This window comes from Pseudomonas sp. RIT409, from assembly GCF_003052515.2.
GTDB lineage: Bacteria > Pseudomonadota > Gammaproteobacteria > Pseudomonadales > Pseudomonadaceae > Aquipseudomonas.
The window spans coordinates 128,078-151,660 of sequence record NZ_QARE02000005.1 but is presented as its reverse complement, the minus strand read 5'-3'; the positions used below and the strand labels follow the sequence as shown (position 1 = coordinate 151,660).

Genomic DNA, 23,583 nt, shown 5'->3' with positions numbered 1-23,583 from the left:
AGTCACAGAATCAGATCACGCAGTTCATCAGGCATCGCGCCCGGTTTTTGAATGGCCGCCAGGTCCGCATCAGCCAGCGCGTTCCAGGCGTCCTCATCCCACAATTGAAACTTGTTCAGCTGGCCTACCAGCATGACTCGCTTATCGAGCTTGGCGTAGTCACGCAAACGGGGTGGCACCAGAAAACGACCACTGCCATCGAGCTCCAGATCAACCGCATTACCTATCAGCAACCGCTGTAAACGACGGTTCTCTTCGCGAAATGTCGCGAGCTCACGCAACTTGGCCTCAATCAGTTCCCATTCCGGAAGTGGATAGATGCACAAGCAGGGGTCGACGGTATCAATGGTGACGATCAATTGGCCGGCGCTACGCGAATCGAGCTCGTCACGGTACCGGCTCGGCATAGCGAGACGGCCCTTTGCGTCGAGATTGATTGCATTTGCACCACGGAACACAGGCGCTTTCTCCGAATATTATCTTTTTGCGCTCAAAAAACCCACTTCACGCCACTTTCCGCCACTTGCGCACACTATAGGAATCCGCCCACCACACCGTCAAGGCAACTTCTTAAGGAAAAGCCTTACAGGACGGAGATTTACGCGACGTCATAGAGGAGTTTTAAGAAAAAACGGAGCGTTCCTTCGGATAAACCTGAAGAAACTCAAAAGCATGAGGCTCGAAGTTAAAGTGCTTTCTCAGGTTCTGACTTTTTTCGATATTTACGACGAGGGGTATTACGAGGGAAATGCGAGGTGGGAAGAGGTGGAGAGTCGATCTGTAAGCCGGGTTCTGTCGAGGACAGTCATTCCTCTACGATGGCCATCACTGGACATCTTTAGCAACCTACCCGGTTCCAGCGCGGGCCACGCCTTGGAACCCTATTTGGTCTTGCTCCGAGTGGGGTTTACCTAGCCACGCACTGTTGCCAGCCGTGCGGTGCGCTCTTACCGCACCTTTTCACCCTTACCGGCACCGAAGTGCTTAGGCGGTTGTTTTCTGTGGCACTTTCCGTAGGCTCGCGCCCCCCAGGCGTTACCTGGCACTCCGCCCTATGGAGCCCGGACTTTCCTCCCCCTTTCATTGCGGAACAATGAAAAGCAGCGACTGTCCAATCGACTCTCCGCCGCCAAGGGTACTGACTGCCAGGCTCCAGAACAAGCTTTAATCAGCCTTCCGGCCATTTAAACGACCGGCTGAGGGGCCACTGTCACTCGCCTTTCTGCCTCTCAAGCGCTACTTGATAAAGCAGATTCTTGCGCACACCGGTGATCTCGGCGGCCAGTGCCGCCGCGCGCTTGAGCGGCATTTCCCCCAGGAGCAGGTCCAACACGCGCCGCGCTTCGGCACCGACTGCATCTTCACCTTCAGGTTCACTCCACCCTGCCACCAGTACCACGCACTCACCGCGCTGCTGGTTGCTGTCGCGCTCGACGAATTCGCGCAGCTCACCCAGCGGCAACCCCTTCAGGGTTTCAAAGGTCTTGGTCAACTCACGCCCCAGGACAGCCGGCCGATCAGCGCCGAAGATCGCTTCCATGTCCTGAAGGCATTCCAGAATGCGGTGAGGCGCTTCATAAAAGATGACTGTGCGCGACTCCTCCCTGAGCAGCTCGAGTCGCGCCTTGCGGCCGACCGACTTGGCCGGAAGAAAGCCTTCGAAGATGAAACGATCGGACGGCAGCCCGGCGGCGGACAATGCTGCGATCAGCGCGCAGGCCCCCGGAACGGGAATGACCTGAACCCCCGCCGCCCGCGCTTGACGCACCAGGTGATAACCCGGATCGGAAATCAGCGGTGTGCCCGCATCGGAAATCAAGGCCACGTTGTCTCCGGCCTGCAAACGAGCGATGAATCGGCTGCCCTCATCGCGCTCGTTGTGTTCGTGACACGCCGCCAGCGGAGTGGAAATGCCGAAATGCTGCATCAGCCGTAACGAATGCCGGGTATCTTCAGCAGCGATCAACGAAACTTCACGCAACACCTTCAAGGCGCGCACGCTCATGTCATCCAGGTTGCCAATTGGCGTGGCCACCACATAAAGCGAGCCTGCAGTGGAATTCGAAACACCCGGAGCAGTCAAAGCGGACACCTCATGGTCGGTCAAAGCCTGCATTGTACAGGTTAAGGCGAAACAAACAGGGAGATTGACGAATGAAGCGAACGACTCGCCCCGGTCTCAGGGCCGTGTGCCCAGGCCAGGACAAATCATTGACCGAGCAGCCCACTCCATGCGCGAGCGGGCCAATATTTGGGGTTTAACGTCTACGACATCGCACCCCGGCCAGCGCTTGGGTACAATTCCACGCTTATTTGCTTGAGTACCAGGACATATACATGATCGCTTGCCTGCGGCTGTTCTCTGCCCTCTGCCTGGCTGCCCTGTTGGCGGCCTGTGCCAGTTCACCCTCTTCGAGTCTGGGCGAGCTGCCCCGCACGCCGGATGCCAGTATCGAGCAACTGCTTGAACAGGCTGCCGCCGCCAAGACACCGGACCAGGCCGCGCTGCTGCGCCTGACGGCTGCGGATCTGGCCGCGCGCCAGAACAATCCGAGCCGCGCGGCCAGCATCCTGGAGCAGGTCCAGATCGATCAGCTCAAGACCGACAAGCAAATCTACGCCAATACCTTGTCCGCTGAACTTGCGCTCGGGCGCAGCCAGCCCAAGGCGGCGCTGACAGCGCTCAACCATCCCAGCATGCAGCACCTGGGCGAAATGCCCGTGGACTTGCAGACCCGAGCTCACACGGCACGCGCCCGCGCTTTCGAGGCCGATGGCCAACCGCTTGCCGCTGCCAGCGAACGAGTCTTCATGGGTCCGCTCCTGCAAGGCGATGCTCTGACCGCCAACAACGACGCCATCTGGACGCTGGTCGCCGCCCTGCCGCCGGAACAACTGCAAAGCACCGCAAATGACGACATGGGGGGCTGGCTAAGCCTCGCACGTGCTGTCAAAGGCGCCGGTACGCTGGAGCAGCAGCAGGCTGCCATCGACAACTGGAAAGCGCAGAACCCGCAGCACCCTGCTGCCCGCCAACTGCCTACCTCTCTTGCTCAACTGCGGGAGCTGAAAAGCCAGCCACTGACCAAGATTGCCCTGCTGCTGCCGCAGGATGGCCCGCTCGCCTCGGTCGCACGCGCCCTGCGCGACGGCTTCATGGCTGCGCATTATCAAGCACAGCAGGCTGGTCAGCCGTCGCCTGCCATTGAGGTCTTCGACAGCTCCCGCGTGACATCCATGGATGCCTTCTACGCTCAGGCCAAGGCCGCAGGCGCGCAAATGGTTGTCGGTCCGCTGGAGAAGCCGCTGGTCAAGCAACTCAGCGCGCACCCGCAGTTGCCGATCACCACGCTGGCGTTGAACTACAGCGATGTGACCACCCAAGGCCCGACGGAGCTGTTCCAGTTCGGCTTGGCGGCGGAAGACGAAGCTCGCGAAGTGTCTCGCCGCGCTTGGGCGGACGGCAAACGCAGCGCAGTGGCCATGGTGCCGAAAGGCGAATGGGGCGACCGCGTACTTGAAGCCTTCCGTCAAAGCTGGCAAGCCAAGGGCGGGACGCTGCTGGGCGTCGAGCGTATCGACCAACCCGTTGCGCTGGCCCAACAAGTGGCGGACCTGTTCCAGTTGCGTAACAGCGAAGGCCGCGCACAGCGCCTGCAGAGCACCACTGGCGCTCAAATGGCCGCTCAGCCCTCGCGCCGTCAGGACGTCGATTTCATGTTCCTGGCTGCCACTCCGCAGCAAGCGCAGCAGATCAAACCGACGATGGTCTTCCAGTACGCGGGCGATGTACCGGTCTACGCCACTTCCCATCTGTTCACCAATAGCGGCGACCAAGCCATGTACAACGACTTGGCCGGCGTGCGCTTCTGTGAAACGCCTTGGCTGCTGAATGCGGCCGACCCGCTGCGCCAGCAGGTCACCAATCAATGGCCGCAGGCCGCCGGCAGCCTGGGTCGCCTGTATGCCATGGGCATCGACGCCTACCGTCTCGCGCCGCGCCTGACTCAACTCAAGACCCTTCCGGAAAGCCGCATCGACGGCCTGTCGGGGAGCCTGGCCATCGGTCAGGGCCAGCGTATCGAGCGTCAATTGCCATGGGCTCAGTTTGTCGATGGCAAGGTCCAGCGCCTGCCGGATACGGCTCCTTGACCACGGACCCGGCGCGACCGACCGCAGGGCAAATGGCGGAAGCCTATGCCCTGCGTCACCTGCAGCAGCATGGATTGCAGCTCATCGCGCAGAACTGGTCATGCAAACGCGGCGAGCTTGATCTGGTCATGCTCGACGGCGATACAGTAGTATTCGTCGAAGTTCGCTATAGGCGCCATGCCGGATGGGGCGGCGCACTGGAGAGCGTCGATTTTCGCAAGCAGGAAAAACTCATCCTGGCCGCGCAATGGTTTCTGCAGAGCAATCTGAAATGGTCTGATTCCCCCTGCCGTTTCGATGTCGTGGCGATCAACGGCGACCCAGGCGCGGCCCCTGCTCTGAACTGGCTGCAACATGCGTTCGAAGGCTAAACCCCCGGTGAATGCACAAGCGGCGCGCTTTTCCGGACACCTCATTCACACCGTTTTTTGCTCTTTGCTTTGCGGGCTGCACAGTTTTGTGCCGGGAGGCCGCTGACCTGATTCAGACGCCCACCGCCCAGCCGCCCCTATTAAGGTTTTCATAGATGGACATGCAATCCCGAATTCGCCAGCTTTTTCAGGCCAGCATCGATACCAAGCAACAGGCGATGGACGTTCTTGCACCTTACATCGAGCAAGCCAGCCAGGTCATGGTCGACGCTCTGCTTACCGAGCGCAAGATTCTCGCCTGCGGCAACGGCGGTTCGGCGGGAGACGCTCAGCACTTCTCGTCCGAACTGCTGAACCGCTTCGAACGCGAGCGTCCGAGCCTGCCCGCCATCGCACTGACCACAGACACGTCGACGATCACCTCGATCGCCAACGACTACAGTTACAACGAGATTTTTTCCAAGCAGATTCGCGCCCTCGGCCAGCCCAACGATGTCCTTCTGGCGATCTCCACCAGTGGCAACTCTGCCAACATCATCCAGGCCATTCAGGCCGCCCATGACCGGGAAATGATCGTCGTGGCTCTGACCGGGCGCGACGGCGGCGACGTGGCGTCGCTGCTGCTGCCGGAAGACGTGGAAATCCGTGTTCCGGCCGAAGTCACCGCACGCATTCAGGAGGTCCACCTGTTGGTGATCCACTGCTTGTGCTACTTGATCGACAGCCAAATTTTCGGGAGTGAAGAATGATATCCACACGCCTCAGCCTGGTGGCCCTGACCCTTTGCCTGGGTCTCAGCGGATGCAGCTCAGTGGTCAATGTCAGCCGCGAAGCGCCGATCGAGGATGATCGCGGTACCCGCACATTGGGCAGCAAGATCGACGACTCGCTGATCGAAACCAAAGTGGCGGTCAATATCGCCAAAGCCAGTCCCGACCTGGATAACGCTTCGCACATCGTCGTGACCAGCTTCAACGGCATCGTCCTGCTGGCAGGCCAAACGCCTCGCGCCGACCTCAAGCAACTCGCGGAACAGACCGCCAGCCAAGTGCAGAAGGTCAAGAAGGTCAACAACGAGCTGCAGGTCATCGAGCCCTCTTCCCTGCTCGCCCGCAGTAACGACGCCTGGCTGACCAGCAAGATCAAGACCGAAATGCTGACCGACAGCGCCATTCCCGGCTCGCGCATCAAGGTGGTGACCGAGAACGGGATCGTGTACCTGTTGGGCCTGCTGACCCAGGCGGAAGCCAACCGCGCCACCAATCTGGTCCAAGGCGTGAGTGGCGTGCAGAAAATCGTGAAGCTGTTCGAGTACATCGACTGACATGGGTCGAGCTTGTAGGAGCGCGCTTACCCGCGATAGGCTCCTGGCGTCCGACACATCCGCTGCGGCTGTAGATACGTATTCGCGGGCAAGCGCACTCCTACAACGGTTTTTTCTGCAGCACGAAAAAAAGGCGATCCACCCGGATCGCCTTTTTTGTTACTGCCGAAAGATCACTTGACCACTTTCAGACTCGGCCGACCGCTGGGGCGCGGTGGCTCGTCATCAGGTGGCGGCATGTCATCGTCCTCGACATCCAGATCCTCATCGTCGTCGACTGCCGGCTCCAGGTCGAAAACCATGCCTTGGCCATTTTCCCGAGCATAGATGCCCATGACCGCCGCAACCGGCACGTAGAGACTATGGGGAACGCCGCCGAAGCGGCCTTCGAAACTCACGGCGTCGTTGTCCATATGCAAATGACGCACGGCGCTCGGCGAAATGTTGAGGACAATCTGCCCATCATTGGCGAAGCCCTGGGGAACCTGGACGGCCGGATATTCGGCATTGACCAGGATGTGTGGCGTGCAATCGTTGTCCACGATCCACTCGTAAAGAGCGCGGATCAAGTAGGGGCGACTGGAATTCATCGAACGGTTCCTTAAGCCTTAGCGCATGTCGCGTTCGGCAGCAGACAAGCTTGCCTGAAATGCCTCACGCGCGAACTGGCGCTCCATATAATCAAGCAGCGGCTTGGCGGGCCGCGGCAATTCGATACCCAGAACCGGCAGACGCCAGAGTATGGGCAGTAGACAGCAGTCGACCAGACTTTGCTCGTCACTGAGGAAAAAAGGCTTTTCCGCAAACAGTGGCGAGACGCCGGTCAGACTTTCGCGCAATTCCTTGCGCGCCTGGGCACGCGAGGCCTCTTTGGTGCGCGAATCCAGAATGACATCCACCAAAGCACACCAGTCGCGCTGAATGCGGTGCATCAGCAGACGGCTGTTGGCTCGGGCCACAGGGTAAACCGGCAGTAAAGGCGGATGCGGATAGCGCTCATCCAGATATTCCATGACCACCGTCGATTCGTAGAGAGCCAGGTCACGATCGACCAGCGTGGGTACTGTGCCGTAAGGGTTTACCTCGATCAGCCTGGCGGAGGGCTGGCCTCCAACGACATCGATGATCTCGGCGCTGACACCCTTCTCGGCGAGCACGATGCGCACGCGGTGGGAATAGTGGTCGGCGGGGTCGGAGTAACAGGCCAACCGGTTGGTCACGCCCATGGCGATCCTCCTCGCTTGTCAAATAGGCAGAAGCAGAAAAACGAACGCGCCCGAACGACGCCTGCGGCGTTATCCATAAGGGGGTGTTCATCGCGGGCGACAAGATAGCGCATTTATGCCCTGCAAATTCTGCAATCTTTCGCCCGCCACTATACCCGGTCTGTGGTCATTACCCGAATCCGACGCTTCATAGCTGGGCCCGTGAAGGATACGCGCGTGCCAATGCGCGTTCGGCGCTGACCCAGCCACGATCGAAAGCAGGCACTGCTTCAAGCCAGTGCTCAGTGCACATCCTTCCAGTACTCGCGCTTGAGGAGATAAGCGAAGATGAACAGCACCGCCAGGTACAACAGCACATAGGTACCGATGCGCTGATGCTGCAATTTGACCGGGTTCGCCGAGTAGGCGAGGAACGTCACGAGATTCTTCACCTTTTCGTCGAATTGCTCCTCGGTCAACGTGCCGGTCTTGGGCACGATGGTCAATTGGTCACAGGCTTCATGGGTCAGAGGACTGCCGGTCAGGGGGTCGTACTGCTTCTTGCCCCCCTCGACGCGTTGAATCTGCTTGCAGCCGATAACCTGACGCCCCTGCAGCCCGACGAGGACGTTAGGCATGCCGACGTTCGGAAAGACCGTGTTGTTCACGCCCCAGGGGCGCGCAGGGTCTTCGTAGAACGAACGCAAATACCCATACAGCCAGTCAGTGCCACGCACACGGGCGACCAACGTCAGATCGGGCGGCGCGGCGCCGAACCAGACCTTGGCCTCGGCAGGCTGCATGCCGGTGACCATGTGGTCCCCGATCTTCGCACCCGTGAACACCAGTTTCTCGAGCATCAGATCGTGGGGAATCCCCAGATCGTCCGCCACCCGCTCATAGCGTTGAAATTTAGCGCCATGACAGCCCATGCAATAGTTGACGAACGTCCGCGCCCCGTCTTGCATCGCCACCTTGTCGGAGACATCGATATCCACACTTTCGAGCTCAGGCCCGCCATGCTCTTCGGCGAAGGCCAGCACCGGTAGCGCTACCAGGAGGAGTACCGCCCATAGTCTTTTCATCAGCCCGTCACCCTTTCCGGCACGGGTTTTGTCTTCTCCATGCGCGTATAGAACGGCATCAGGATGAAGTAGCCGAAGTAGAGGAACGTGCACACCTGTGACAGCAACGCTCGGCCTGGGCTGGGCGGCAGCACGCCCAGAACCCCCAGGGTCACGAACGCCACGCAGAACAACATCAACCAGACTCGGCTCAGCCAACCTTTGTAGCGCATGGACTTGACCGGACTGCGATCCAGCCATGGCAGCACGAACAGCACTGCAATGGCGGCCCCCATCGCCATGACGCCCATGAGTTTGTCAGGGATCGCACGCAAGATGGCGTAGAACGGAGTGAAGTACCAGACAGGGGCGATGTGTTCCGGCGTCTTGAATGCGTTGGCTTGTTCGAAATTGGGCTTTTCCAGGAAATAACCGCCCATCTCCGGAAAGAAAAACACAATGGAACAGAAGATGAACAGAAACACGACCACACCGACGATGTCCTTGACTGTGTAGTACGGGTGAAACGCAATGCCATCCAGCGGCTTGCCGTTCTCATCCTTGAGCTTCTTGATGTCCACGCCATCCGGGTTGTTCGATCCGACTTCGTGAAGCGCCAGGATGTGCAGCACCACCAGCCCGAGGATCACGATGGGCAGCGCCACGACGTGCAGCGCGAAGAAGCGGTTCAAGGTAATGCCCGAAATCAGATAGTCGCCACGTATCCATTGGGTGAGGTCATTGCCAATGACCGGAATGGCCCCGAACAGCGAAATGATCACCTGCGCGCCCCAGTACGACATCTGCCCCCAAGGCAAGAGATACCCCATGAAGGCCTCCGCCATGAGCGCCAGGTAAATCAGCATCCCGAAGATCCAGACCAGTTCCCGTGGCTTCTGGTACGAGCCGTAGAGCAGTCCGCGAAACATATGCAGATAAACGACGATGAAGAACGCCGACGCGCCCGTGGAATGCAGCAAGCGCAGGATCGAACCGTATTCCACGTCACGCATGATGTATTCGACGGACGCGAACGCTTCTTCCGCCGAAGGGGTGTAGCTCATCGTCAACCAGATGCCGGTGACAATCTGGTTGACCAATACCAATAGCGCGAGCGAGCCGAAGAAATAGAAAAAGTTGAAGTTCTTGGGGGCGTAGTACTTGCTCAGGTGGTCTTCCCACAGGGAAGTGGCAGGGAAACGTGCATCAATCCAGTCCATGAGCTTGCTCATCACGCTTTCTCCTGGTCGACACCAATGACGATAACCGAGTCCGACTCATAGGAATGGGGCGGTACTGGCAGGTTCAAGGGTGCGGGTTGGGCCTTGTAAACGCGGCCGGCCAAGTCGTAGTGGGAGCCGTGACAGGGACAGAAATAGCCCCCCACCCAATCCTTTCCCAAGTCTGCCGGGGCTACTTCCGGACGGAAGGTGGGCGAACAACCCAGGTGGGTACAGATCCCGATTAACAGCAGCATCTCGGGCTTGATCGAACGGACCACAGGATCGACGTACGCAGGCTGAGTGGAGTTCTTGGACTCGGGATCGGAAAGCTGAGCGGTGATCTTGCCTAAATTGGTGAGGATTTCCGGTGTGCGGTGAACAATGAACACCGGTTGGCCACGCCACTCGGCGATGATCTGTTGGCCGGGCTCGATCTTGCTGATGTTGACCTTGACGGGGGCGCCAGCGGCCTTGGCTTTGGCGCTGGGAAACCAGGACCCTACGAACGGAACCGCAGCACCGACCGCCCCTGCAGCACCGACCACCGAAGTGGCAGCGACAAGGAAGCGACGCCGGCCTGCATTCACGCCGTCATTGCTCATTACGTCCTCTCCCATCAGCTGTTGGATGCCCGGTGGGCCAGGCGCCCTTTTCGAATTATTTTTCTAGCTGTCGATGCATCCTGCCAAGGGCAATCGGAGCACCCTGATCCTTCTAGGAGACTGCCGTTTGGCGAAAACTGGGAAGCCATGAAGATCGAGGCATCCGCGGGTGATCCACGTCGTCATCACCAATAATAGACGCCCATAAAAAAACGCCCAGTTCCCACAGGGAACTGAGCGTTCTTTTTGAACGAAAGCGAATTAACGCTTCGAGTACTGCGGACGCTTACGCGCTTTACGCAGACCGACTTTCTTACGTTCAACTTCGCGAGCATCGCGAGTGACGTAGCCTGCTTTGCGCAATGCGCTGCGCAGGGTTTCGTCGTAGGACATCAGAGCGCGGGTGATACCGTGGCGAATTGCGCCAGCCTGACCACTTACACCGCCGCCGATAACGGTGACGTAGATGTCGAATTTTTCAACGGTCTCGGTCAGTTCCAGAGGCTGACGAACCACCATGCGGGCGGTTTCGCGGCCGAAGAACGTGTCCAGCGAGCGGTTGTTGATGGAGATGTTACCGGTGCCCGGACGCAGGAAAACGCGTGCGGTTGCGGTCTTGCGACGGCCAGTGCCGTAATTTTGAGTCGCCGACATAATGAACTATTCCGTTAAAACTTCAGTTCTTGGGGCTGCTGAGCAGTATGAGGGTGAGCAGCGCCCGCATAGACTTTCAGCTTACGATACATGTCGCGACCCAGCGGGTTCTTAGGCAGCATGCCTTTGACCGCGGTCTCGATCACGCGCTCAGGAGCTTTGGCGATCAGCTTTTCAAAGTTGATCGACTTGATCCCGCCCGGGAAACCGGAGTGAGAGTAGTAGATCTTGTCGGAGGTCTTGGCGCCAGTGACACGGATTTGCTCAGCGTTGATCACGACGATGTAGTCGCCAGTGTCGACGTGCGGAGTATATTCCGGCTTGTGCTTGCCACGCAGACGGCTCGCGATTTCAGTGGCCAAACGACCCAGGGTCTGGCCAGCAGCGTCGACGACGTACCAGTCGCGCTTTACTGTTTCCGGTTTAGCGGTAAAAGTTTTCATTCTTTATAGCCTCAAAGGCCGCCTGAAAAAATAGACGGCGGAGCATACTCGTTAGTACGGTCTTTGACAAGTCAAAGGCCGCCGGGCACGAACGCTATAGGGGGCTCGGGTCAGCGCGTTCGATCGCAGCGGTGTCTTGTATCGCGGGGCATCACTCCCACGATGAAGAGCTGCGGAATTATGCAGATTGCGAAAAAAATTTCAACCTGCTTTTATGGGTCTTTTGATCGGGAGAGCTGTATGGATTACCGCCAACTGGGCAGAACCGACCTCACTGTCAGCGCGATCTGCCTGGGCACCATGACCTGGGGCGAGCAGAATACCCAGGCCGAAGCCTTCGCCCAGATTGAGCGAGCCAAGGCTGCCGGGATCAACTTCATGGATACCGCCGAGATGTATCCTGTCCCGCCCAAGAAAGAAACCTACGCCAGCACCGAAACCATCATCGGCAACTGGTTCAGTAAAAGCGGCGACCGCGCCGACTGGATCCTCGCCAGCAAAATCGCCGGGCCGGGCAACGGCATCGACTACATTCGCAACGCGCCGCTGAAATTCAACCGCGCGCATATCGTTGCCGCCGTCGATGCCAGCCTCAAGCGCTTGCAGACCGACTACATCGATCTCTACCAACTGCACTGGCCCGAGCGCAGCACCAATTTCTTCGGCAAGCTGGGTTATACCCACAGCGAGGAACAGTTCACGCCGCTGCTCGAGACCCTCGAAGCTCTGGACGAGCAGGTCAAGGCTGGGAAGATCCGCCATGTGGGTCTGTCCAACGAGAGCGCGTGGGGCGCGATGAAATACCTGGCCGAGTCTGAGGCCCACGGCCTGGTACGCCCGGTGTCCATCCAGAACCCCTACAACCTGCTGAACCGCAGCTTCGAGGTGGGGCTGGCCGAAGTGGCGATTCGCGAACAATGCGGCCTGCTGGCGTACTCGCCGATGGCGTTCGGACTGCTGTCCGGCAAGTACGCCGACGGTGCCCGCCCACCCAAAGGTCGACTCAGCCTGTACAGTCGCTTCACCCGCTACTTCAATCCGCAATCGGAAGCCGCCTGCGCCCGCTACGTTGCGCTGGCCCGAGAGCATGGCCTGGATCCGGCGCAGATGGCGCTGGCGTTCGTCACCGGCCGTGCGTTCGTCACCAGCAACATCATCGGGGCGACGACGCTCGAGCAACTGGAGAGCAACCTGGCCAGCGCCGATTTGGTGTTGTCCGAAGAGGTGTTGGCGGGCATCGAGGCGATTCACAAGGATCAACCAAACCCAGCTCCGTAACGCACAACCCCTGTAGGAGCGCGCTTGCCCGCGATTGCGATGTGTCTGAAACGTTGATATTGACTGACACACCCCATTCGCGGGCAAGCGCGCTCCTACAAGCGTTCGATTCAAAGCGAACGGGCAATGATCTCTTTCATGATCTCGTTGGTGCCCGCATAAATCCGCTGCACCCGCGCATCCGCCCAAGCCCGTGCGATCGGGTATTCCCACATGAAGCCGTAGCCGCCATGCAATTGCACGCATTCGTCCAGCACCTTGCATTGCAGGTCCGTAGCCCAGTATTTGGCCATCGCCGCCGTCGGCACATCCAGCTTGCCCTCTAAATGCAATGCCAGACAGCGGTCGATAAATACACGCCCGATCTGCACTTCGGTAGCGATCTCCGCCAGCTTGAACCGAGTGTTCTGAAAATCAGCGATCGCCTGCCCAAACGCCTTGCGCTCGCGGGTGTAATCCAGTGTCCATTGCAACGCGGCTTCAGCCGACGCAATGGCACCAATGGCGACGGTCAGGCGCTCTTGTGGCAGCTCCTGCATCAAATAGGCAAAGCCCATGCCTGCCTGTCCCAACAGGTTCTCCTTCGGCACCCGAACATCTTGAAAGAACAATTCGGAGGTGTCTTGCGCCTTCATCCCGACCTTTTCCAGACGCTTGCCCTTCTCGAAGCCCGGCGTGCCCGCCTCCACAAGAAACAGGCTTGTCCCCTTCGCGCCTGCCTTGGGGTCGGTTTTCGCCACGACGATCACCAGATCCGCGAGAAACCCGTTAGTGATGAATGTCTTTGAGCCATTGATGACGTACTCGTCCCCTTGCAGAACGGCCGTGGTCTTCACGCCCTGCAGGTCAGAGCCCGCGCCCGGCTCAGTCATGGCGATGGCGGATACCAACTCGCCAGAGACCATCCTCGGCAGGTATTTGCGCTTAAGCGCCTCATCGCCGTAATGCAGGATGTAAGGCGCGACGATGTCCGAATGCAGGGAAAAACCGATGCCGGTCAGGCCCAGTCGGTAAATCTCTTCGATGACGACCGTGGTGTAGAGAAAGTCCGCCGCCATGCCGCCGTATTCTTCGGGCAGGTGGGAACACAACATCCCTTGTTCGCCAGCGCGGTTCCACAGGCTGCGCTCAACATGCCCCTGCTTTTCCCATTGCGCGTGAAAGGGCGCGGCCTGTTGCTCGAGAAATTTGCGGACGCTGTCGCGGAAAAGCTCGTGTTCCGGGCTGAAGAGTGGTCTTGGGAGCATGGGACACCTTATGGGGAAGGATCGGCTGGTCGTCACGAACAGAGCGTAAGCCGAGGGATTTGACGACGACACTGGACACACCCGACAAAAAATAAGACGATCACGCCGTTGCTTGACCACTTTCCCTTATAAGAACAAAAGATTATGTCTACTCAACACACCGTGCCCTTGCGGCGCGTTAGCATCCTCGCGATCGATGGAATCTTCGCCTCGACCCTGACTCAGGCCAAAGACTTCTTTCATCTGGCCAGCCTGCGCTATGGCAAGCAGTTGGGCCAAGGCCTGAAAGCCGCCTTCGAAACTCGGCTCGTCAGCCCCGATGGCCAGCAGGTCCGCAGCTTCAGCGAGGTGATTCTGCCGGTCGACGGTACGCTGGAAAACGCCGATATCATCATCCTTCCTGCCTTCGTCGATAATTTCGACACGCTGCGCGCCCGGTATCCGCAGATCCTGCCCTGGCTACGCGAGCAGCATGCGCGGGGGGCCGTACTCTGCGGGGAAGCCAGCGGTGTGTTCTGGCTGGCGGAGGCAGGTTTGCTCGACGGCAAGGAAGCGACCACCTACTGGCGCTTCTTCAATGACTTCGCCGAGCGCTTTCCAAACGTACTGCTCAATCAAGAGAAACACCTGACTGACGCCGACAACCTGTACTGCGCCGGCGGCAGCATCTCAGCCTGTGACTTGTATATCTATCTGATCGAACGCTTTTGCGGCGCCAACGTGGCGCAAACCGTGGCGCGGGACATTCTCTACGAGGTTCAGCGCAGCTATTCGCCAGGGCGCATGGGCTTCGGCGGCCAGAAACTGCATCAGGACGTGATCATTCTGCAGATTCAACATTGGCTCGAGCAGCACTTCGCCGACAAATTCCGTTTCGAAGACGTGGCGCGCGAACACGGGATGAGCATCCGCAATTTCATGCGTCGCTTCCAGACCGCCACGGGTGATAAACCGCTGCATTATCTGCAACGGCTGCGGATCGAGACCGCCAAAGGGCTGCTGTCTGGGTCGCGCAAGAGCATCAAGACCATCAGTTACGAAGTCGGCTATGACGATGCGAGCTTCTTCGCTCGGCTGTTCAGGCAACACACCGAGCTGTCGCCGAATCAATACCGGCAACAATTCCAGCAGGCCGCCTAAATCGACTGTACGAGCGCGCTTGCCCGCGACAGCGGCGTGTCAGACAACCTTGTTCTGACTGAGCGATCGCGGTCGCGGGCAAGCGCGCTCCTACAGGGGGTGACGCACGCAAGGTCACTCCTTCGCTCGGCTGTACAGGCAACACACCGAGCTGTCGCCGAATCACTACCGGCAACAATTCCAGCAGGCCGCCTAAATCGATTGTAGGAGCGCGCTTGCCCGCGACAGCGGCGTGTCAGGCAACCCTGTTCTGACTGAGCGATCGCGATCGCGGGCAAGCGCGCTCCTACAGGGGGTGACGCACGCAAGGTCACTTGTTCGCTCGGCTGCTCCGCCAGCACACGGAGTTGTCGCCCAATCAATACCGGCAACAATTCCAGCAGGCCGCCTAAATCGACAGTAGGAGCGCGCTTGCCCGCGACAGCGGCGTGTCAGACAACCCTGTTCTGACTGAGCAATCGCGATCGCGGGCAAGCGCGCTCCTACAGGTGGTGACTGCGGTTACGGCTTGTGCGCCCGTGACAGGAACTCGTGGGATTGCATCTCCAGCAAGCGGCTCAGCGTGCGCTGGAATTCGAAGTTCAACCGGCCACCGGCATACAGATCCTTCAGCTCGACTTCTGCCGAAATGATCAGCTTCACGTTGCGGTCGTAAAACTCGTCGACCATGTTGATGAAGCGACGGGCGACGTCGTCGGTGGTGACACTCATCTGCTCAACGCCGCTGAGCAAAACGGCGTGGAAGATCTTGCCCAACTCGATGTAGTCATTCTGGCTGCGCGGGCCGTCGCACAGTTCGCGAAACTCGAACCAAGCCACATCGTCGCAGGTACGCAGCGCCTTGATCGGGCGGTTCTCGATCATCAGCACATCGTTTTCGGTGGCCTTGGTGCACTCTGGCGTCAGGGCACGAAAGCTTTTGCGCAAGCTTTCATGCGCAGCTTCGTTCAGTGGAAAGTGGAACAGCTCGGCCTGCTCCAGATGACGCAAGCGGTAGTCCACGCCGCTGTCGACGTTGACGATGTCGGTATTCTGCTTGATCAGCGCAATCGCTGGCAGGAAGCGAGCCCGCTGCAGGCCGTCCTTGTACAGACCGTCCGGCACGATGTTCGACGTGGCCACGAGGGTCACGCCGTTCTTGAAGAGTTCCTCCATCAAGGTGCCGAGAATCATGGCATCGGTGATATCGGACACGAAAAACTCGTCGAAGCAGATGACTCGGGCTTCCTGAGCGAAGCGCTTGGCAATCGCCTTCAGCGGATCCTTCTCACCCTTGAGGGTCTTCATTTCCTCGTGCACACGCTTCATGAAACGGTGGAAGTGCGTGCGCATCTTGTCTTCGAACGGCAGCGCCTCAAAGAAGGTGTCCACCAGATAGGTCTTGCCCCGACCTACCCCACCCCAGAAATACAGGCCTTTGACCAACGTGGCGTCCTTCTTGCCGAACAGCTTGCCGAACAGGCCGGGCTTGCTCTCATGGGCGGCGATCAGATCGTCGTACAGACGCTGCAGATGACGCACCGCATTTTCCTGCGCGGCGTCATGGAAGAACTCGGGTTTCTTAAGGTCGTTCTGATAGCTTTCTAGAGGCGTCATAATTTCGTTAACGAGGTAACAAAAACGGGCCGTCACTGTAGCGATGGCCCGTTGTAATGGCAATTAATCCTGCTGCGGCGTCAAGGCCAGCCTCAGGCTCTCGATAGCCGCATCACGGGCCGTAGCCTCGGCATAGGACGGACTGTCCGCGACACAGGCTCCGTCCAGCCAGACCGTGAAGGCCTGGCCTTCGCTGCGGATGTCCAGCGGGCCGCCTTGCTGCAACTGCTTGGTGACGGCACCCGCTGCCTTGCCATCGGCGAAGGTCCGCGACAGCAGCAGTTGCTCGCCATCAGCGGCCAACAGACGGAAACGGAAACTGCCGTCGTCCTCGCGGAAGCTGACGAAACGCGCGCCTTTGACGGCTTTCTTTTTCGTCGCAGCGACCGCTTGCGTGGACTCGCGGAAAGAGCGCAGGCCCACGGCCTCACGCAGTTCACCGAGGAACGGAGTGGCGATACGACGCGCCTTCTGGGCACCGGCCAGCAGAATGTCTTCGAGATCGGCCGGACGTTCGATCAGACGATGGTAATTCTCACGCGCCTCACCCAGTTCCGTGTCGAGCAACTGGAACAGACGTTGTTTGGCGTCACCCCAGCCTAGCCCTTGCAACAGATCAGCACGCAGTGCCTGGGTCTGCTCTTGAGTGGCGAAAGCCTGATACAAGGTGAACAAGTGCGAATTGTCCGGATCCTTGGGCTCGCCCGGCAGGCGCGAGTCAGTGACGATGCGCGAAATCGCCTCCTTCATCGCTTTCGCACTGCTGAACAAAGGGATGGTGTTGTCGTAGCTCTTCGACATCTTGCGACCGTCGAGGCCCGGAAGGGTCGCCACGCTCTCTTCGATCAGCGCTTCGGGCATGACGAAAAACGCTTTGCCCTGGCCGAACAGGTGGTTGAAGCGCTGGCCGATGTCGCGGGCCATCTCCACGTGCTGAATCTGGTCACGACCGACCGGCACTTGCTCCGCGTTGAACATCAGGATGTCCGCCGCCATCAGCACGGGATAGCTGAAAAGCCCCATGGTGACGCCCGCATCCGGGTCCTCTCCCGCTTCGACGTTCTTGTCGACGGAAGCCTTGTAAGCGTGGGCGCGATTGAGCAGGCCCTTGCCCGCGACGCAGGTCAGCAGCCAGGTCAACTCAGGGATTTCCGGAATGTCGGACTGGCGATAGAAGGTCACCCGGTCCACGTCCAAGCCAGCGGCGAGCCACGTCGCGGCGATTTCCAGACGCGAACGCTGGATGCGCTGAGGGTCGTCGCATTTGATCAACGCGTGGTAGTCCGCCAGGAAGTAGAACGAATCGGCATCGCTCTGGCGGCTGGCGACGATGGCCGGGCGAATGGCACCGGCGTAGTTCCCCAAATGGGGCGTACCGGTGGTGGTGATACCGGTCAGGATACGAGTGGTCATGGCAGGTCGCTTATTCTGGGTGCGGCGGATTCAAAGGCGCGGTACGACCAGATCCTTGAGATCGGTCAGCTTGCCGTGGAAAAAGTGCCCGCATTCTGCCACTTTCAGCAGCTCATGGGGGCGCGAGAGTGCGTCAGACCAGGCATATACGAGTTGTGGGTCAACGACTTCGTCGGTTTCCGGCTGAATCAGGGTCAAAGGCGCTTGTTGGGGCAGCGAACCCGGATCAGCGATACGCATCACCGCGGGCGCTACCATGAACAGATGACTCAGCACTTGCCCCTTGGCTTCAAGGCGACCACCGAGAGTGGCGGCGACAAAACCACCGAACGAGAAACCGAACAGGGTCATCGGCAGGTCGGGGTGCTTCTCACGCAGCCAGACAGCGGCGGCTTCTGCATCGTCGACTTCGCCCTGGCCCATGTCCGAACTGCCCGCGCTCTCTCCAACGCCCCGATAGTTGAAACGCAGCGTGATGTATCCTGCGTCACGCGCGGTGCGTTGCAGGGTCGATACGACCTTATTGAGCATCGTGCCGCCCTGAACCGGGTTAGGATGGCAGATCAGCGCCAGGCCCTTGGCCTCCTCCAGATCGAGGTACAGGGCTTCGAGTTGGCCCACCGGGCCATCGATGAATACGGGGGTTTCACGCATGAGCAAGAATGAACTCCGTGACCTTCAATTGGGTCGACTCGTCTAGCTGATTGTCTGTGGCTGGCATGTCGGCGACGCGTCGCCGCTATACAGCGCAGGTTCGAGCCGTTAACGTAAAGCAAAGCCGTTTATAGAGGAAGGACTCGTGGATTACTCGCTCTTAGTTTGGTTGCTGCCGACGATTGCCCTGGTTGCCGGTGTTGCCATCGGTTTCTTCGTGGCACGTGCGCTGCCCAATGCCGCGCCTAACAGCACTCAGCGCCAGCTGGATGACGTTCAGGAGCGTTTCGACACCTACCAGAACGAGGTGGTCACTCATTTCAACAGTACGGCTAATCTGGTCAAGAAGCTTTCCCAGAGCTATCAGGACGTTCAGGAACACCTCGCCGAAGGCGCCAACCGCCTGGCCACCGACGACATCACTCGCCAACGTCTCCTGGCCGCTCTGCACCCCGATGCCCTGCAGCCACCTCGCGATCGCCTGACACCGCCACGCACTGCCGCCGAGCCTCCACGGGACTACGCACCTAAAGCGCCGAATACACCCGGCATGCTCGATGAGCATTACGGTTTGAAGAAGTAAGCGCACCAGTGACTGCAAAAGCCCGCCCTTGGGACATTCAAGGGCGGGCTTTTTTTTGCCCCTCAGAAATGCCCGACACGCCTGTCAGACGCCGTCGGATATCACCTCAAGGTTGCCCGCCCTAAGCTCCCCTCGTATTTCTGGAGGGATCATGAACTTCATCAAGGCTGCCGCGTTGTGCATTGCACTGACTGGCTGCATATCCGCGGACTGCACCGAGAATTGCTACCTCACCGAACAACAGGCATACGAATCGCGGTGGGAGCAGTTATGTGAGAAACACACGTTTGACCGGCGTTGTGAGGGGCGTTCGCCCTTGCCGGTTTTATGAGCGTCTGATTCTGCCCGAAGGGCGTAGGAGCGTCGCTTGCCCGCGACCTGGCGCGAAGCGGCAATAAAACCTGAGTACTCGGTAAGTCTGAAACAACGCGCTGTCTGATTTTGCTGCCGCTGCGCGCCAGATCGCGGGCAAGGCACGCTCCTGCGGCCTGCGGCCATAAGCCGATCGGGAGCAAAAAGAAACCCGCCATCGCTGGCGGGTTTCTTGTGCAACGACCAGCGCTTAGATCGCGCCGCGTGCACGCAGCAGGTCGATGACCTGTTTCGCGCCTTCTTCGACACTCAGCGACTGGGTGTCGATCACCAGGTCGGCATCCAGCGGGACGTCATACGGGAAGGACTCACCCGGGATGTTGTCCTTGTCGGCAGCATACAGGCCCTGCGGGTCGCGCTCGCGACAAGCTTGCGGCGAGGCCTGCACGTAGACCGTGATCAGACGATCATCCCCGATCAGCGCTTTGGCATTCGAACGGCCTGCGGCATCCGGAGCCACGAATGCAGCCAGTGTAAGCAGGCCCGCTTCGTTGAACTGGCGCGCCACATGTGCGGCACGGCGCCAGTTTTCGGTACGTCCTGCCCGGTCCTGCGGCAGCCCTTTGTTCAGGTCATGACGCAGGTTCTGCCCATCGAGAACGAACACGGCGCGGCCCATGTCGAACAGCTTGCGCTCAACGGCATAGGCCAGGGTGCTCTTGCCCGCGCCAGACAGGCCGCTGAACAGCACGGTGGCAGGTTTTTGACCGAAACGCTGGGCCCGCTCTTCGACCGAGACATGAGCCAGCGCGCCATGGTGAGTGTCATGACCGGCTGCAACGGGCTTCGCGATGATCATGCCCGCAGCGACGGTGCCGTTGGTCAACCGGTCGATGACAATGAATGCGCCCGTGGTGCGGTTGGTGTCATAGCCGTCCAAGGCGATTGGCGCGTCAAGGCTGACTTTCACCCGACCGATTTCGTTCAACTGCAGCGCGCTGGCAGGGCCCTCTTCCAGGGTGTTCACATCGACCCGGTGGGTGATGCTGGCAATCGAGCCCGGCACATAGGAGGTGGCGCGCTTGATATCGTACTTCTTGCCCGGAAGCATCGGCTCTTCGGCCATCCACACCAGCATGGCATCGAACGCATCGGCCACTTGCGGAACGTTGTCGGCATGGACCAACAGGTCTCCGCGGGAGATGTCGATCTCATCTTCCATGGTCAGGGTCACAGCCTGGCCAGGGCCGGCGTGCTCCAGTTCACCTTCGAAGGTGACGATGGATTTCACCCGGCTGCCCTTACCGGAGGGCAATACCACGACTTCGTCGCCCTTGCGCACGATGCCGCTGGCCAGCGTCCCGGCGAAGCCACGGAAGTTCAGGTTGGGACGGTTGACGTACTGCACCGGGAAGCGCAGGTCATCGAGGTTGCGGTCGTTGGAAATCTCCACGGTTTCGAGGATTTCCATCAGCGACTTGCCGGTGTACCACGGCGAGCGCTCGCTACGGTTCACGACGTTATCGCCCTTGAGCGCCGACATCGGAACGAATTCCATGGTGGTCGGTTTCAAGGAAATACGCTCGGCGAACGCGAGATAGTCGGCCTTGATCTGCTCGAACACCGTTTCGTCGAAGCCGTTGAGGTCCATCTTGTTGATGGCGACCACGATGTGCTTGATGCCCAGCAGCGACGCGATGTAGCTGTGACGGCGGGTCTGGGTCTGCACGCCGTAGCGGGCGTCCACCAAGATGATGGCCAGGTCACAGGTGGAAGCACCGGTGGCCATGTTGCGGGTGTACTGTTCGTGGCCAGGTGTATCGGCAATGATGAATTTGCGTTTGGCCGTCGAGAAATAGCGGTATGCCACGTCGATGGTGATGCCCTGCTCGCGCTCGGCTTGCAGGCCGTCCACCAAAAGCGCGAGATCGACGTCTTCGCCCGTGGTACCGGACTTCTTGGAATCACGGGTAATGGCTTCCAGATGATCTTCGTAGATCATCTTGGAATCATGCAGCAGGCGACCGATCAACGTGCTCTTGCCGTCGTCGACGTTGCCGCAGGTGAGAAAGCGCAGCATCTCTTTACGTTCGTGCTGGGCCAGGTAGGCGAGGATGTCCTCGCTGATCAAATCAGATTGGTGACTCATAGCATTCAAGCTCCAAGCTGTAAGCGTCAAGCGGCAAGCTTGTCGGCGTACAGCTAGTTAGAAATTTTGTTGATCAGCCCAACGAGCATCTTGGCAAACCGCAGACTCGTTCAAAGAACCGGTGGCTGCTCACAAAGACTTTGGAGCTATGCACCCAGACTTGCAGCTTGCCGCTTGCCACTCGAAGCTTAGAAGTAGCCCTGGCGTTTCTTGTCTTCCATCGAGCCCGCACCATCGTGGTCGATCACGCGGCCTTGGCGCTCGGACGTTCGCGTCAGGAGCATTTCCTGGATGATGTCTGTCAGGGTTTCGGCCTCCGACTCGACAGCGCCCGTCAACGGGTAGCAACCAAGCGTACGGAAACGCACCTTTTTCTTGACGATGCGCGCCTTTTCTTCATCGGTCAGGTGCTCAAGGATGCGCTCGTCGTCGATCATGATCAGCGTGCCGTTCTTTTCAATCACTTCGCGCTCGGCGGAGAAGTACAACGGCACGATCGGGATGCCTTCGAGGTAGATGTACTGCCAGATGTCCAGCTCGGTCCAGTTGGAAAGCGGGAACACCCGGATGGACTCGCCCTTATTGACGTTGCCGTTGTAGACGTTCCACAGCTCCGGGCGCTGGTTTTTAGGGTCCCAGCGGTGCTTGCTGTCGCGGAACGAGTACACCCGCTCCTTGGCGCGGGACTTCTCTTCATCGCGGCGGGCACCGCCAAAGGCAGCGTCGAAGCCGTGTTTGTCCAGCGCCTGCTTCAGGCCCTGGGTTTTCATGATGTCGGTGTGCTTGGAGCTGCCGTGGGTGAACGGGTTGATGTCCTGGGCCACCCCTTCCGGGTTGATGTGGGTAATCAACTCAAGCCCCATCTCCTCGACCATCTTGTCGCGGAAACGGTACATCTCCTGGAATTTCCAACGCGTGTCGACGTGCATCACCGGGAACGGCAGCTTGCCCGGAAAGAACGCCTTGCGTGCCAGGTGCAGCATCACGGCGGAGTCCTTGCCGATCGAGTACAGCATCACCGGGTTATCGAACTCGGCGGCGACCTCACGGATGATGTGGATGCTTTCCGCCTCCAACTGTTTCAGATGCGTCAGTTTGTCGACCATGGTTACTCACGGGATCACGTACTTATATGGAGAGCCTGCGGGCTCTATCGAGCGAGGCACTTTATCATGGGGGCTGATTCTAATCAGCGGCCTCTATAGATCGAAACGGTATAACCATATAGCTCGGGATTTGGACCGTTTTTGACGCCGCCGCCTTGGATTGCGCGTGGTCAACAATCGGCCGGATGAGACGTAAAAGACGATGACCTCACTCTCTGCAGACATGCTGCAATCGACTCGGCATCACCCATCAGATGGGATTCGGGCAGTCGATGAACAAATGCTCCAGCGCAAAGCGTCGCGCCAGGTAATCCCCCAACGCTTGAACGCCGTATCGCTCCGTCGCGTGATGACCCGCGGCAATGAAGCTGATGTCGTTTTCCCGCGCGCTGTGGAACGTTTGCTCCGAGGCCTCGCCGCTCAAATACAGGTCGACGCCTGCCAGCACGGCCTGATCGATATAACCCTGCCCGCCCCCGGTGCACCAGCCCACGCGGCGAATCATCTCGCTGCCCTCGATCAGCAACGGTTCACGCCCCAGCGCGCTCTGCACCCGGTGGGCGAAATCCCGCGGCGTCATGGGTTCGGAGAGTGAACCGACAAGCCCCACGATGCGTGGATTGTCCGGGTCGAGCGGCCCTTCCACCGTAATGTCCAACTGTCTTGCCAGTTGCACGTTGTTACCCACTTCGGCGTGCAGGTCGAGGGGCAGATGATAGGCGAGAAGACTGATGTCGTGCTTGAGGAGCGTCTTCAGCCGACGTTGCTTCATCCCGGTGATACGGGCGTCCTCTCCTTTCCAGAAATACCCGTGATGCACGAGCACGACATCCGCCTCGGCATCGACTGCGGCATCCAGCAATGCCTGGCTGGCCGTGACGCCGGAGACGATCCGGGTGACATGTGGCCGCCCTTCGACCTGCAGACCGTTGGGGCAATAATCCTGAATCCGTGCACTGCCCAAATAGCGGTCGGCTTCTTCAACGAGTGTGTTCAGAGAAACAGCCATAAAAGTCTCCTAAATAGGCATTTCAGACCGTGCCGGTCCTCGTATAATGCCCGCCATT

23 protein-coding genes and 1 other RNA gene are annotated in these 23,583 nt (G+C 59.2%); 7 read left to right on the top strand and 17 right to left on the bottom strand.

What is annotated here, in order from left to right; genetic code table 11:
* Positions 1–2: 2 nt before the first annotated feature.
* The 3 genes from mraZ to rsmI form a co-directional block, all read right to left on the bottom strand.
* Positions 3–458, bottom strand: a complete 456-nt coding sequence (gene mraZ, locus DBP26_RS08835) for a division/cell wall cluster transcriptional repressor MraZ (RefSeq protein ID WP_108236909.1) — start codon at positions 456–458, stop codon at positions 3–5.
* Between the two features lie 307 nt (positions 459–765).
* Positions 766–1,123, bottom strand: an RNA gene (gene rnpB / locus DBP26_RS08830) — RNase P RNA component class A.
* An 87-nt stretch (positions 1,124–1,210) separates the two neighbouring features.
* Positions 1,211–2,116, bottom strand: coding sequence for a 16S rRNA (cytidine(1402)-2'-O)-methyltransferase (gene rsmI, locus DBP26_RS08825; RefSeq protein ID WP_177411030.1), 906 nt, complete (start codon positions 2,114–2,116; stop codon positions 1,211–1,213).
* A 221-nt stretch (positions 2,117–2,337) separates the two neighbouring features.
* Between rsmI and DBP26_RS08820 the strand changes: the two genes are divergently transcribed.
* From DBP26_RS08820 to DBP26_RS08805, 4 genes are all read left to right on the top strand, one after another.
* Positions 2,338–4,152, top strand: a complete 1,815-nt coding sequence (locus DBP26_RS08820; RefSeq protein ID WP_108236908.1) for a penicillin-binding protein activator — start codon at positions 2,338–2,340, stop codon at positions 4,150–4,152.
* Positions 4,149–4,523, top strand: coding sequence for a YraN family protein (locus DBP26_RS08815; protein ID WP_256600981.1), 375 nt, complete (start codon positions 4,149–4,151; stop codon positions 4,521–4,523). Before DBP26_RS08820 ends, DBP26_RS08815 begins: the two co-directional genes overlap by 4 nt.
* A 155-nt stretch (positions 4,524–4,678) precedes the next feature.
* Positions 4,679–5,272: a phosphoheptose isomerase gene (locus DBP26_RS08810; RefSeq protein ID WP_108236906.1), complete on the top strand. Its 594-nt coding sequence runs from the start codon at positions 4,679–4,681 to the stop codon at positions 5,270–5,272.
* Positions 5,269–5,847, top strand: coding sequence for a BON domain-containing protein (locus DBP26_RS08805; RefSeq protein ID WP_108236905.1), 579 nt, complete (start codon positions 5,269–5,271; stop codon positions 5,845–5,847). The genes DBP26_RS08810 and DBP26_RS08805 overlap by 4 nt, the downstream gene beginning before the upstream one ends.
* A 173-nt stretch (positions 5,848–6,020) precedes the next feature.
* Here DBP26_RS08805 and DBP26_RS08800 read toward each other — a convergent pair whose 3' ends face one another.
* The 7 genes from DBP26_RS08800 to rplM all read right to left on the bottom strand — a co-directional run bounded on the left by DBP26_RS08800 (position 6,021) and on the right by rplM (position 11,038).
* Positions 6,021–6,437, bottom strand: coding sequence for a ClpXP protease specificity-enhancing factor (locus DBP26_RS08800; RefSeq protein ID WP_108236904.1), 417 nt, complete (start codon positions 6,435–6,437; stop codon positions 6,021–6,023).
* A gap of 18 nt (positions 6,438–6,455) precedes the next feature.
* Positions 6,456–7,073, bottom strand: coding sequence for a glutathione S-transferase N-terminal domain-containing protein (locus tag DBP26_RS08795; protein WP_108236903.1), 618 nt, complete (start codon positions 7,071–7,073; stop codon positions 6,456–6,458).
* Positions 7,074–7,354: 281 nt separating this feature from the next.
* A complete protein-coding gene (locus tag DBP26_RS08790; RefSeq protein ID WP_108236902.1) occupies positions 7,355–8,137 on the bottom strand; it encodes a cytochrome c1 in 783 nt (260 codons plus the stop codon).
* Positions 8,137–9,348: a cytochrome bc complex cytochrome b subunit gene (locus tag DBP26_RS08785; protein ID WP_108236901.1), complete on the bottom strand. Its 1,212-nt coding sequence runs from the start codon at positions 9,346–9,348 to the stop codon at positions 8,137–8,139. The genes DBP26_RS08790 and DBP26_RS08785 overlap by 1 nt, the downstream gene beginning before the upstream one ends.
* Positions 9,348–9,941 (bottom strand): ubiquinol-cytochrome c reductase iron-sulfur subunit, encoded by a 594-nt coding sequence (petA, locus tag DBP26_RS08780; RefSeq protein ID WP_108236900.1) that lies wholly within the window; start codon positions 9,939–9,941, stop codon positions 9,348–9,350. The genes DBP26_RS08785 and petA overlap by 1 nt, the downstream gene beginning before the upstream one ends.
* Positions 9,942–10,202: 261 nt before the next feature.
* Positions 10,203–10,595, bottom strand: a complete 393-nt coding sequence (gene rpsI, locus DBP26_RS08775; protein WP_108236899.1) for a 30S ribosomal protein S9 — start codon at positions 10,593–10,595, stop codon at positions 10,203–10,205.
* Between the two features lie 14 nt (positions 10,596–10,609).
* Positions 10,610–11,038: a 50S ribosomal protein L13 gene (gene rplM / locus DBP26_RS08770; RefSeq protein WP_108236898.1), complete on the bottom strand. Its 429-nt coding sequence runs from the start codon at positions 11,036–11,038 to the stop codon at positions 10,610–10,612.
* Between the two features lie 240 nt (positions 11,039–11,278).
* Here rplM and DBP26_RS08765 point away from each other — a divergent pair, with 240 nt between their 5' ends.
* Positions 11,279–12,316, top strand: a complete 1,038-nt coding sequence (locus DBP26_RS08765) for an NADP(H)-dependent aldo-keto reductase (protein WP_108236897.1) — start codon at positions 11,279–11,281, stop codon at positions 12,314–12,316.
* A 110-nt stretch (positions 12,317–12,426) separates the two neighbouring features.
* Here the strand turns inward: DBP26_RS08765 and DBP26_RS08760 are convergent, their stop codons facing one another.
* Positions 12,427–13,563 carry an acyl-CoA dehydrogenase family protein gene (locus DBP26_RS08760; protein ID WP_108236896.1) on the bottom strand — a complete coding sequence of 379 codons (1,137 nt, stop codon included), beginning with the start codon at positions 13,561–13,563 and terminating at the stop codon, positions 12,427–12,429.
* A gap of 243 nt (positions 13,564–13,806) precedes the next feature.
* Here DBP26_RS08760 and DBP26_RS08755 point away from each other — a divergent pair, with 243 nt between their 5' ends.
* Positions 13,807–14,703 carry a GlxA family transcriptional regulator gene (locus DBP26_RS08755; RefSeq protein WP_177411034.1) on the top strand — a complete coding sequence of 299 codons (897 nt, stop codon included), beginning with the start codon at positions 13,807–13,809 and terminating at the stop codon, positions 14,701–14,703.
* 501 nt (positions 14,704–15,204) lie between these two features.
* Here the strand turns inward: DBP26_RS08755 and zapE are convergent.
* From zapE to DBP26_RS08740, 3 genes are all read right to left on the bottom strand, one after another.
* On the bottom strand, positions 15,205–16,299 hold the full coding sequence (zapE, locus tag DBP26_RS08750; RefSeq protein WP_108236894.1) for a cell division protein ZapE: 1,095 nt from the start codon (positions 16,297–16,299) through the stop codon (positions 15,205–15,207).
* Positions 16,300–16,362: 63 nt separating this feature from the next.
* Positions 16,363–17,712 (bottom strand): tryptophan--tRNA ligase, encoded by a 1,350-nt coding sequence (locus tag DBP26_RS08745; protein WP_108236893.1) that lies wholly within the window; start codon positions 17,710–17,712, stop codon positions 16,363–16,365.
* 30 nt (positions 17,713–17,742) lie between these two features.
* Positions 17,743–18,366: an alpha/beta fold hydrolase gene (locus tag DBP26_RS08740; protein WP_108236892.1), complete on the bottom strand. Its 624-nt coding sequence runs from the start codon at positions 18,364–18,366 to the stop codon at positions 17,743–17,745.
* 145 nt (positions 18,367–18,511) lie between these two features.
* Here DBP26_RS08740 and DBP26_RS08735 point away from each other — a divergent pair, with 145 nt between their 5' ends.
* Positions 18,512–18,949: a DUF1043 family protein gene (locus tag DBP26_RS08735; protein WP_108236891.1), complete on the top strand. Its 438-nt coding sequence runs from the start codon at positions 18,512–18,514 to the stop codon at positions 18,947–18,949.
* A gap of 562 nt (positions 18,950–19,511) precedes the next feature.
* On the opposite strand, the gene cysN is transcribed toward DBP26_RS08735, so the two are convergent.
* The 3 genes from cysN to DBP26_RS08710 all read right to left on the bottom strand — a co-directional run bounded on the left by cysN (position 19,512) and on the right by DBP26_RS08710 (position 23,525).
* Positions 19,512–21,410, bottom strand: a complete 1,899-nt coding sequence (cysN, locus tag DBP26_RS08725) for a sulfate adenylyltransferase subunit CysN (RefSeq protein WP_108236889.1) — start codon at positions 21,408–21,410, stop codon at positions 19,512–19,514.
* Between the two features lie 188 nt (positions 21,411–21,598).
* Complete coding sequence (gene cysD / locus DBP26_RS08715; protein WP_108236888.1) at positions 21,599–22,516, bottom strand: sulfate adenylyltransferase subunit CysD; 918 nt, start codon at positions 22,514–22,516, stop codon at positions 21,599–21,601.
* 250 nt (positions 22,517–22,766) lie between these two features.
* Positions 22,767–23,525: a Nif3-like dinuclear metal center hexameric protein gene (locus DBP26_RS08710; protein WP_108236887.1), complete on the bottom strand. Its 759-nt coding sequence runs from the start codon at positions 23,523–23,525 to the stop codon at positions 22,767–22,769.
* Positions 23,526–23,583 lie beyond the last annotated feature (58 nt).

Excerpts from the sequence above, each read along its gene's own strand:
- rsmI (WP_177411030.1), bottom strand. The coding sequence starts at position 2,116 with ATGCAGGCTTTGACCGACCATGAGGTGTCCGCTTTGACTGCTCCGGGT.
- DBP26_RS08820 (WP_108236908.1), top strand. The coding sequence starts at position 2,338 with ATGATCGCTTGCCTGCGGCTGTTCTCTGCCCTCTGCCTGGCTGCCCTG.
- DBP26_RS08810 (WP_108236906.1), top strand. The coding sequence starts at position 4,679 with ATGGACATGCAATCCCGAATTCGCCAGCTTTTTCAGGCCAGCATCGAT.
- DBP26_RS08805 (WP_108236905.1), top strand. The coding sequence starts at position 5,269 with ATGATATCCACACGCCTCAGCCTGGTGGCCCTGACCCTTTGCCTGGGT.
- DBP26_RS08800 (WP_108236904.1), bottom strand. The coding sequence starts at position 6,437 with ATGAATTCCAGTCGCCCCTACTTGATCCGCGCTCTTTACGAGTGGATC.
- DBP26_RS08795 (WP_108236903.1), bottom strand. The coding sequence starts at position 7,073 with ATGGGCGTGACCAACCGGTTGGCCTGTTACTCCGACCCCGCCGACCAC.
- DBP26_RS08790 (WP_108236902.1), bottom strand. The coding sequence starts at position 8,137 with ATGAAAAGACTATGGGCGGTACTCCTCCTGGTAGCGCTACCGGTGCTG.
- DBP26_RS08785 (WP_108236901.1), bottom strand. The coding sequence starts at position 9,348 with ATGAGCAAGCTCATGGACTGGATTGATGCACGTTTCCCTGCCACTTCC.
- petA (WP_108236900.1), bottom strand. The coding sequence starts at position 9,941 with ATGAGCAATGACGGCGTGAATGCAGGCCGGCGTCGCTTCCTTGTCGCT.
- rpsI (WP_108236899.1), bottom strand. The coding sequence starts at position 10,595 with ATGTCGGCGACTCAAAATTACGGCACTGGCCGTCGCAAGACCGCAACC.
- rplM (WP_108236898.1), bottom strand. The coding sequence starts at position 11,038 with ATGAAAACTTTTACCGCTAAACCGGAAACAGTAAAGCGCGACTGGTAC.
- DBP26_RS08765 (WP_108236897.1), top strand. The coding sequence starts at position 11,279 with ATGGATTACCGCCAACTGGGCAGAACCGACCTCACTGTCAGCGCGATC.
- DBP26_RS08760 (WP_108236896.1), bottom strand. The coding sequence starts at position 13,563 with ATGCTCCCAAGACCACTCTTCAGCCCGGAACACGAGCTTTTCCGCGAC.
- zapE (WP_108236894.1), bottom strand. The coding sequence starts at position 16,299 with ATGACGCCTCTAGAAAGCTATCAGAACGACCTTAAGAAACCCGAGTTC.
- DBP26_RS08745 (WP_108236893.1), bottom strand. The coding sequence starts at position 17,712 with ATGACCACTCGTATCCTGACCGGTATCACCACCACCGGTACGCCCCAT.
- DBP26_RS08740 (WP_108236892.1), bottom strand. The coding sequence starts at position 18,366 with ATGCGTGAAACCCCCGTATTCATCGATGGCCCGGTGGGCCAACTCGAA.
- cysN (WP_108236889.1), bottom strand. The coding sequence starts at position 21,410 with ATGAGTCACCAATCTGATTTGATCAGCGAGGACATCCTCGCCTACCTG.
- cysD (WP_108236888.1), bottom strand. The coding sequence starts at position 22,516 with ATGGTCGACAAACTGACGCATCTGAAACAGTTGGAGGCGGAAAGCATC.
- DBP26_RS08710 (WP_108236887.1), bottom strand. The coding sequence starts at position 23,525 with ATGGCTGTTTCTCTGAACACACTCGTTGAAGAAGCCGACCGCTATTTG.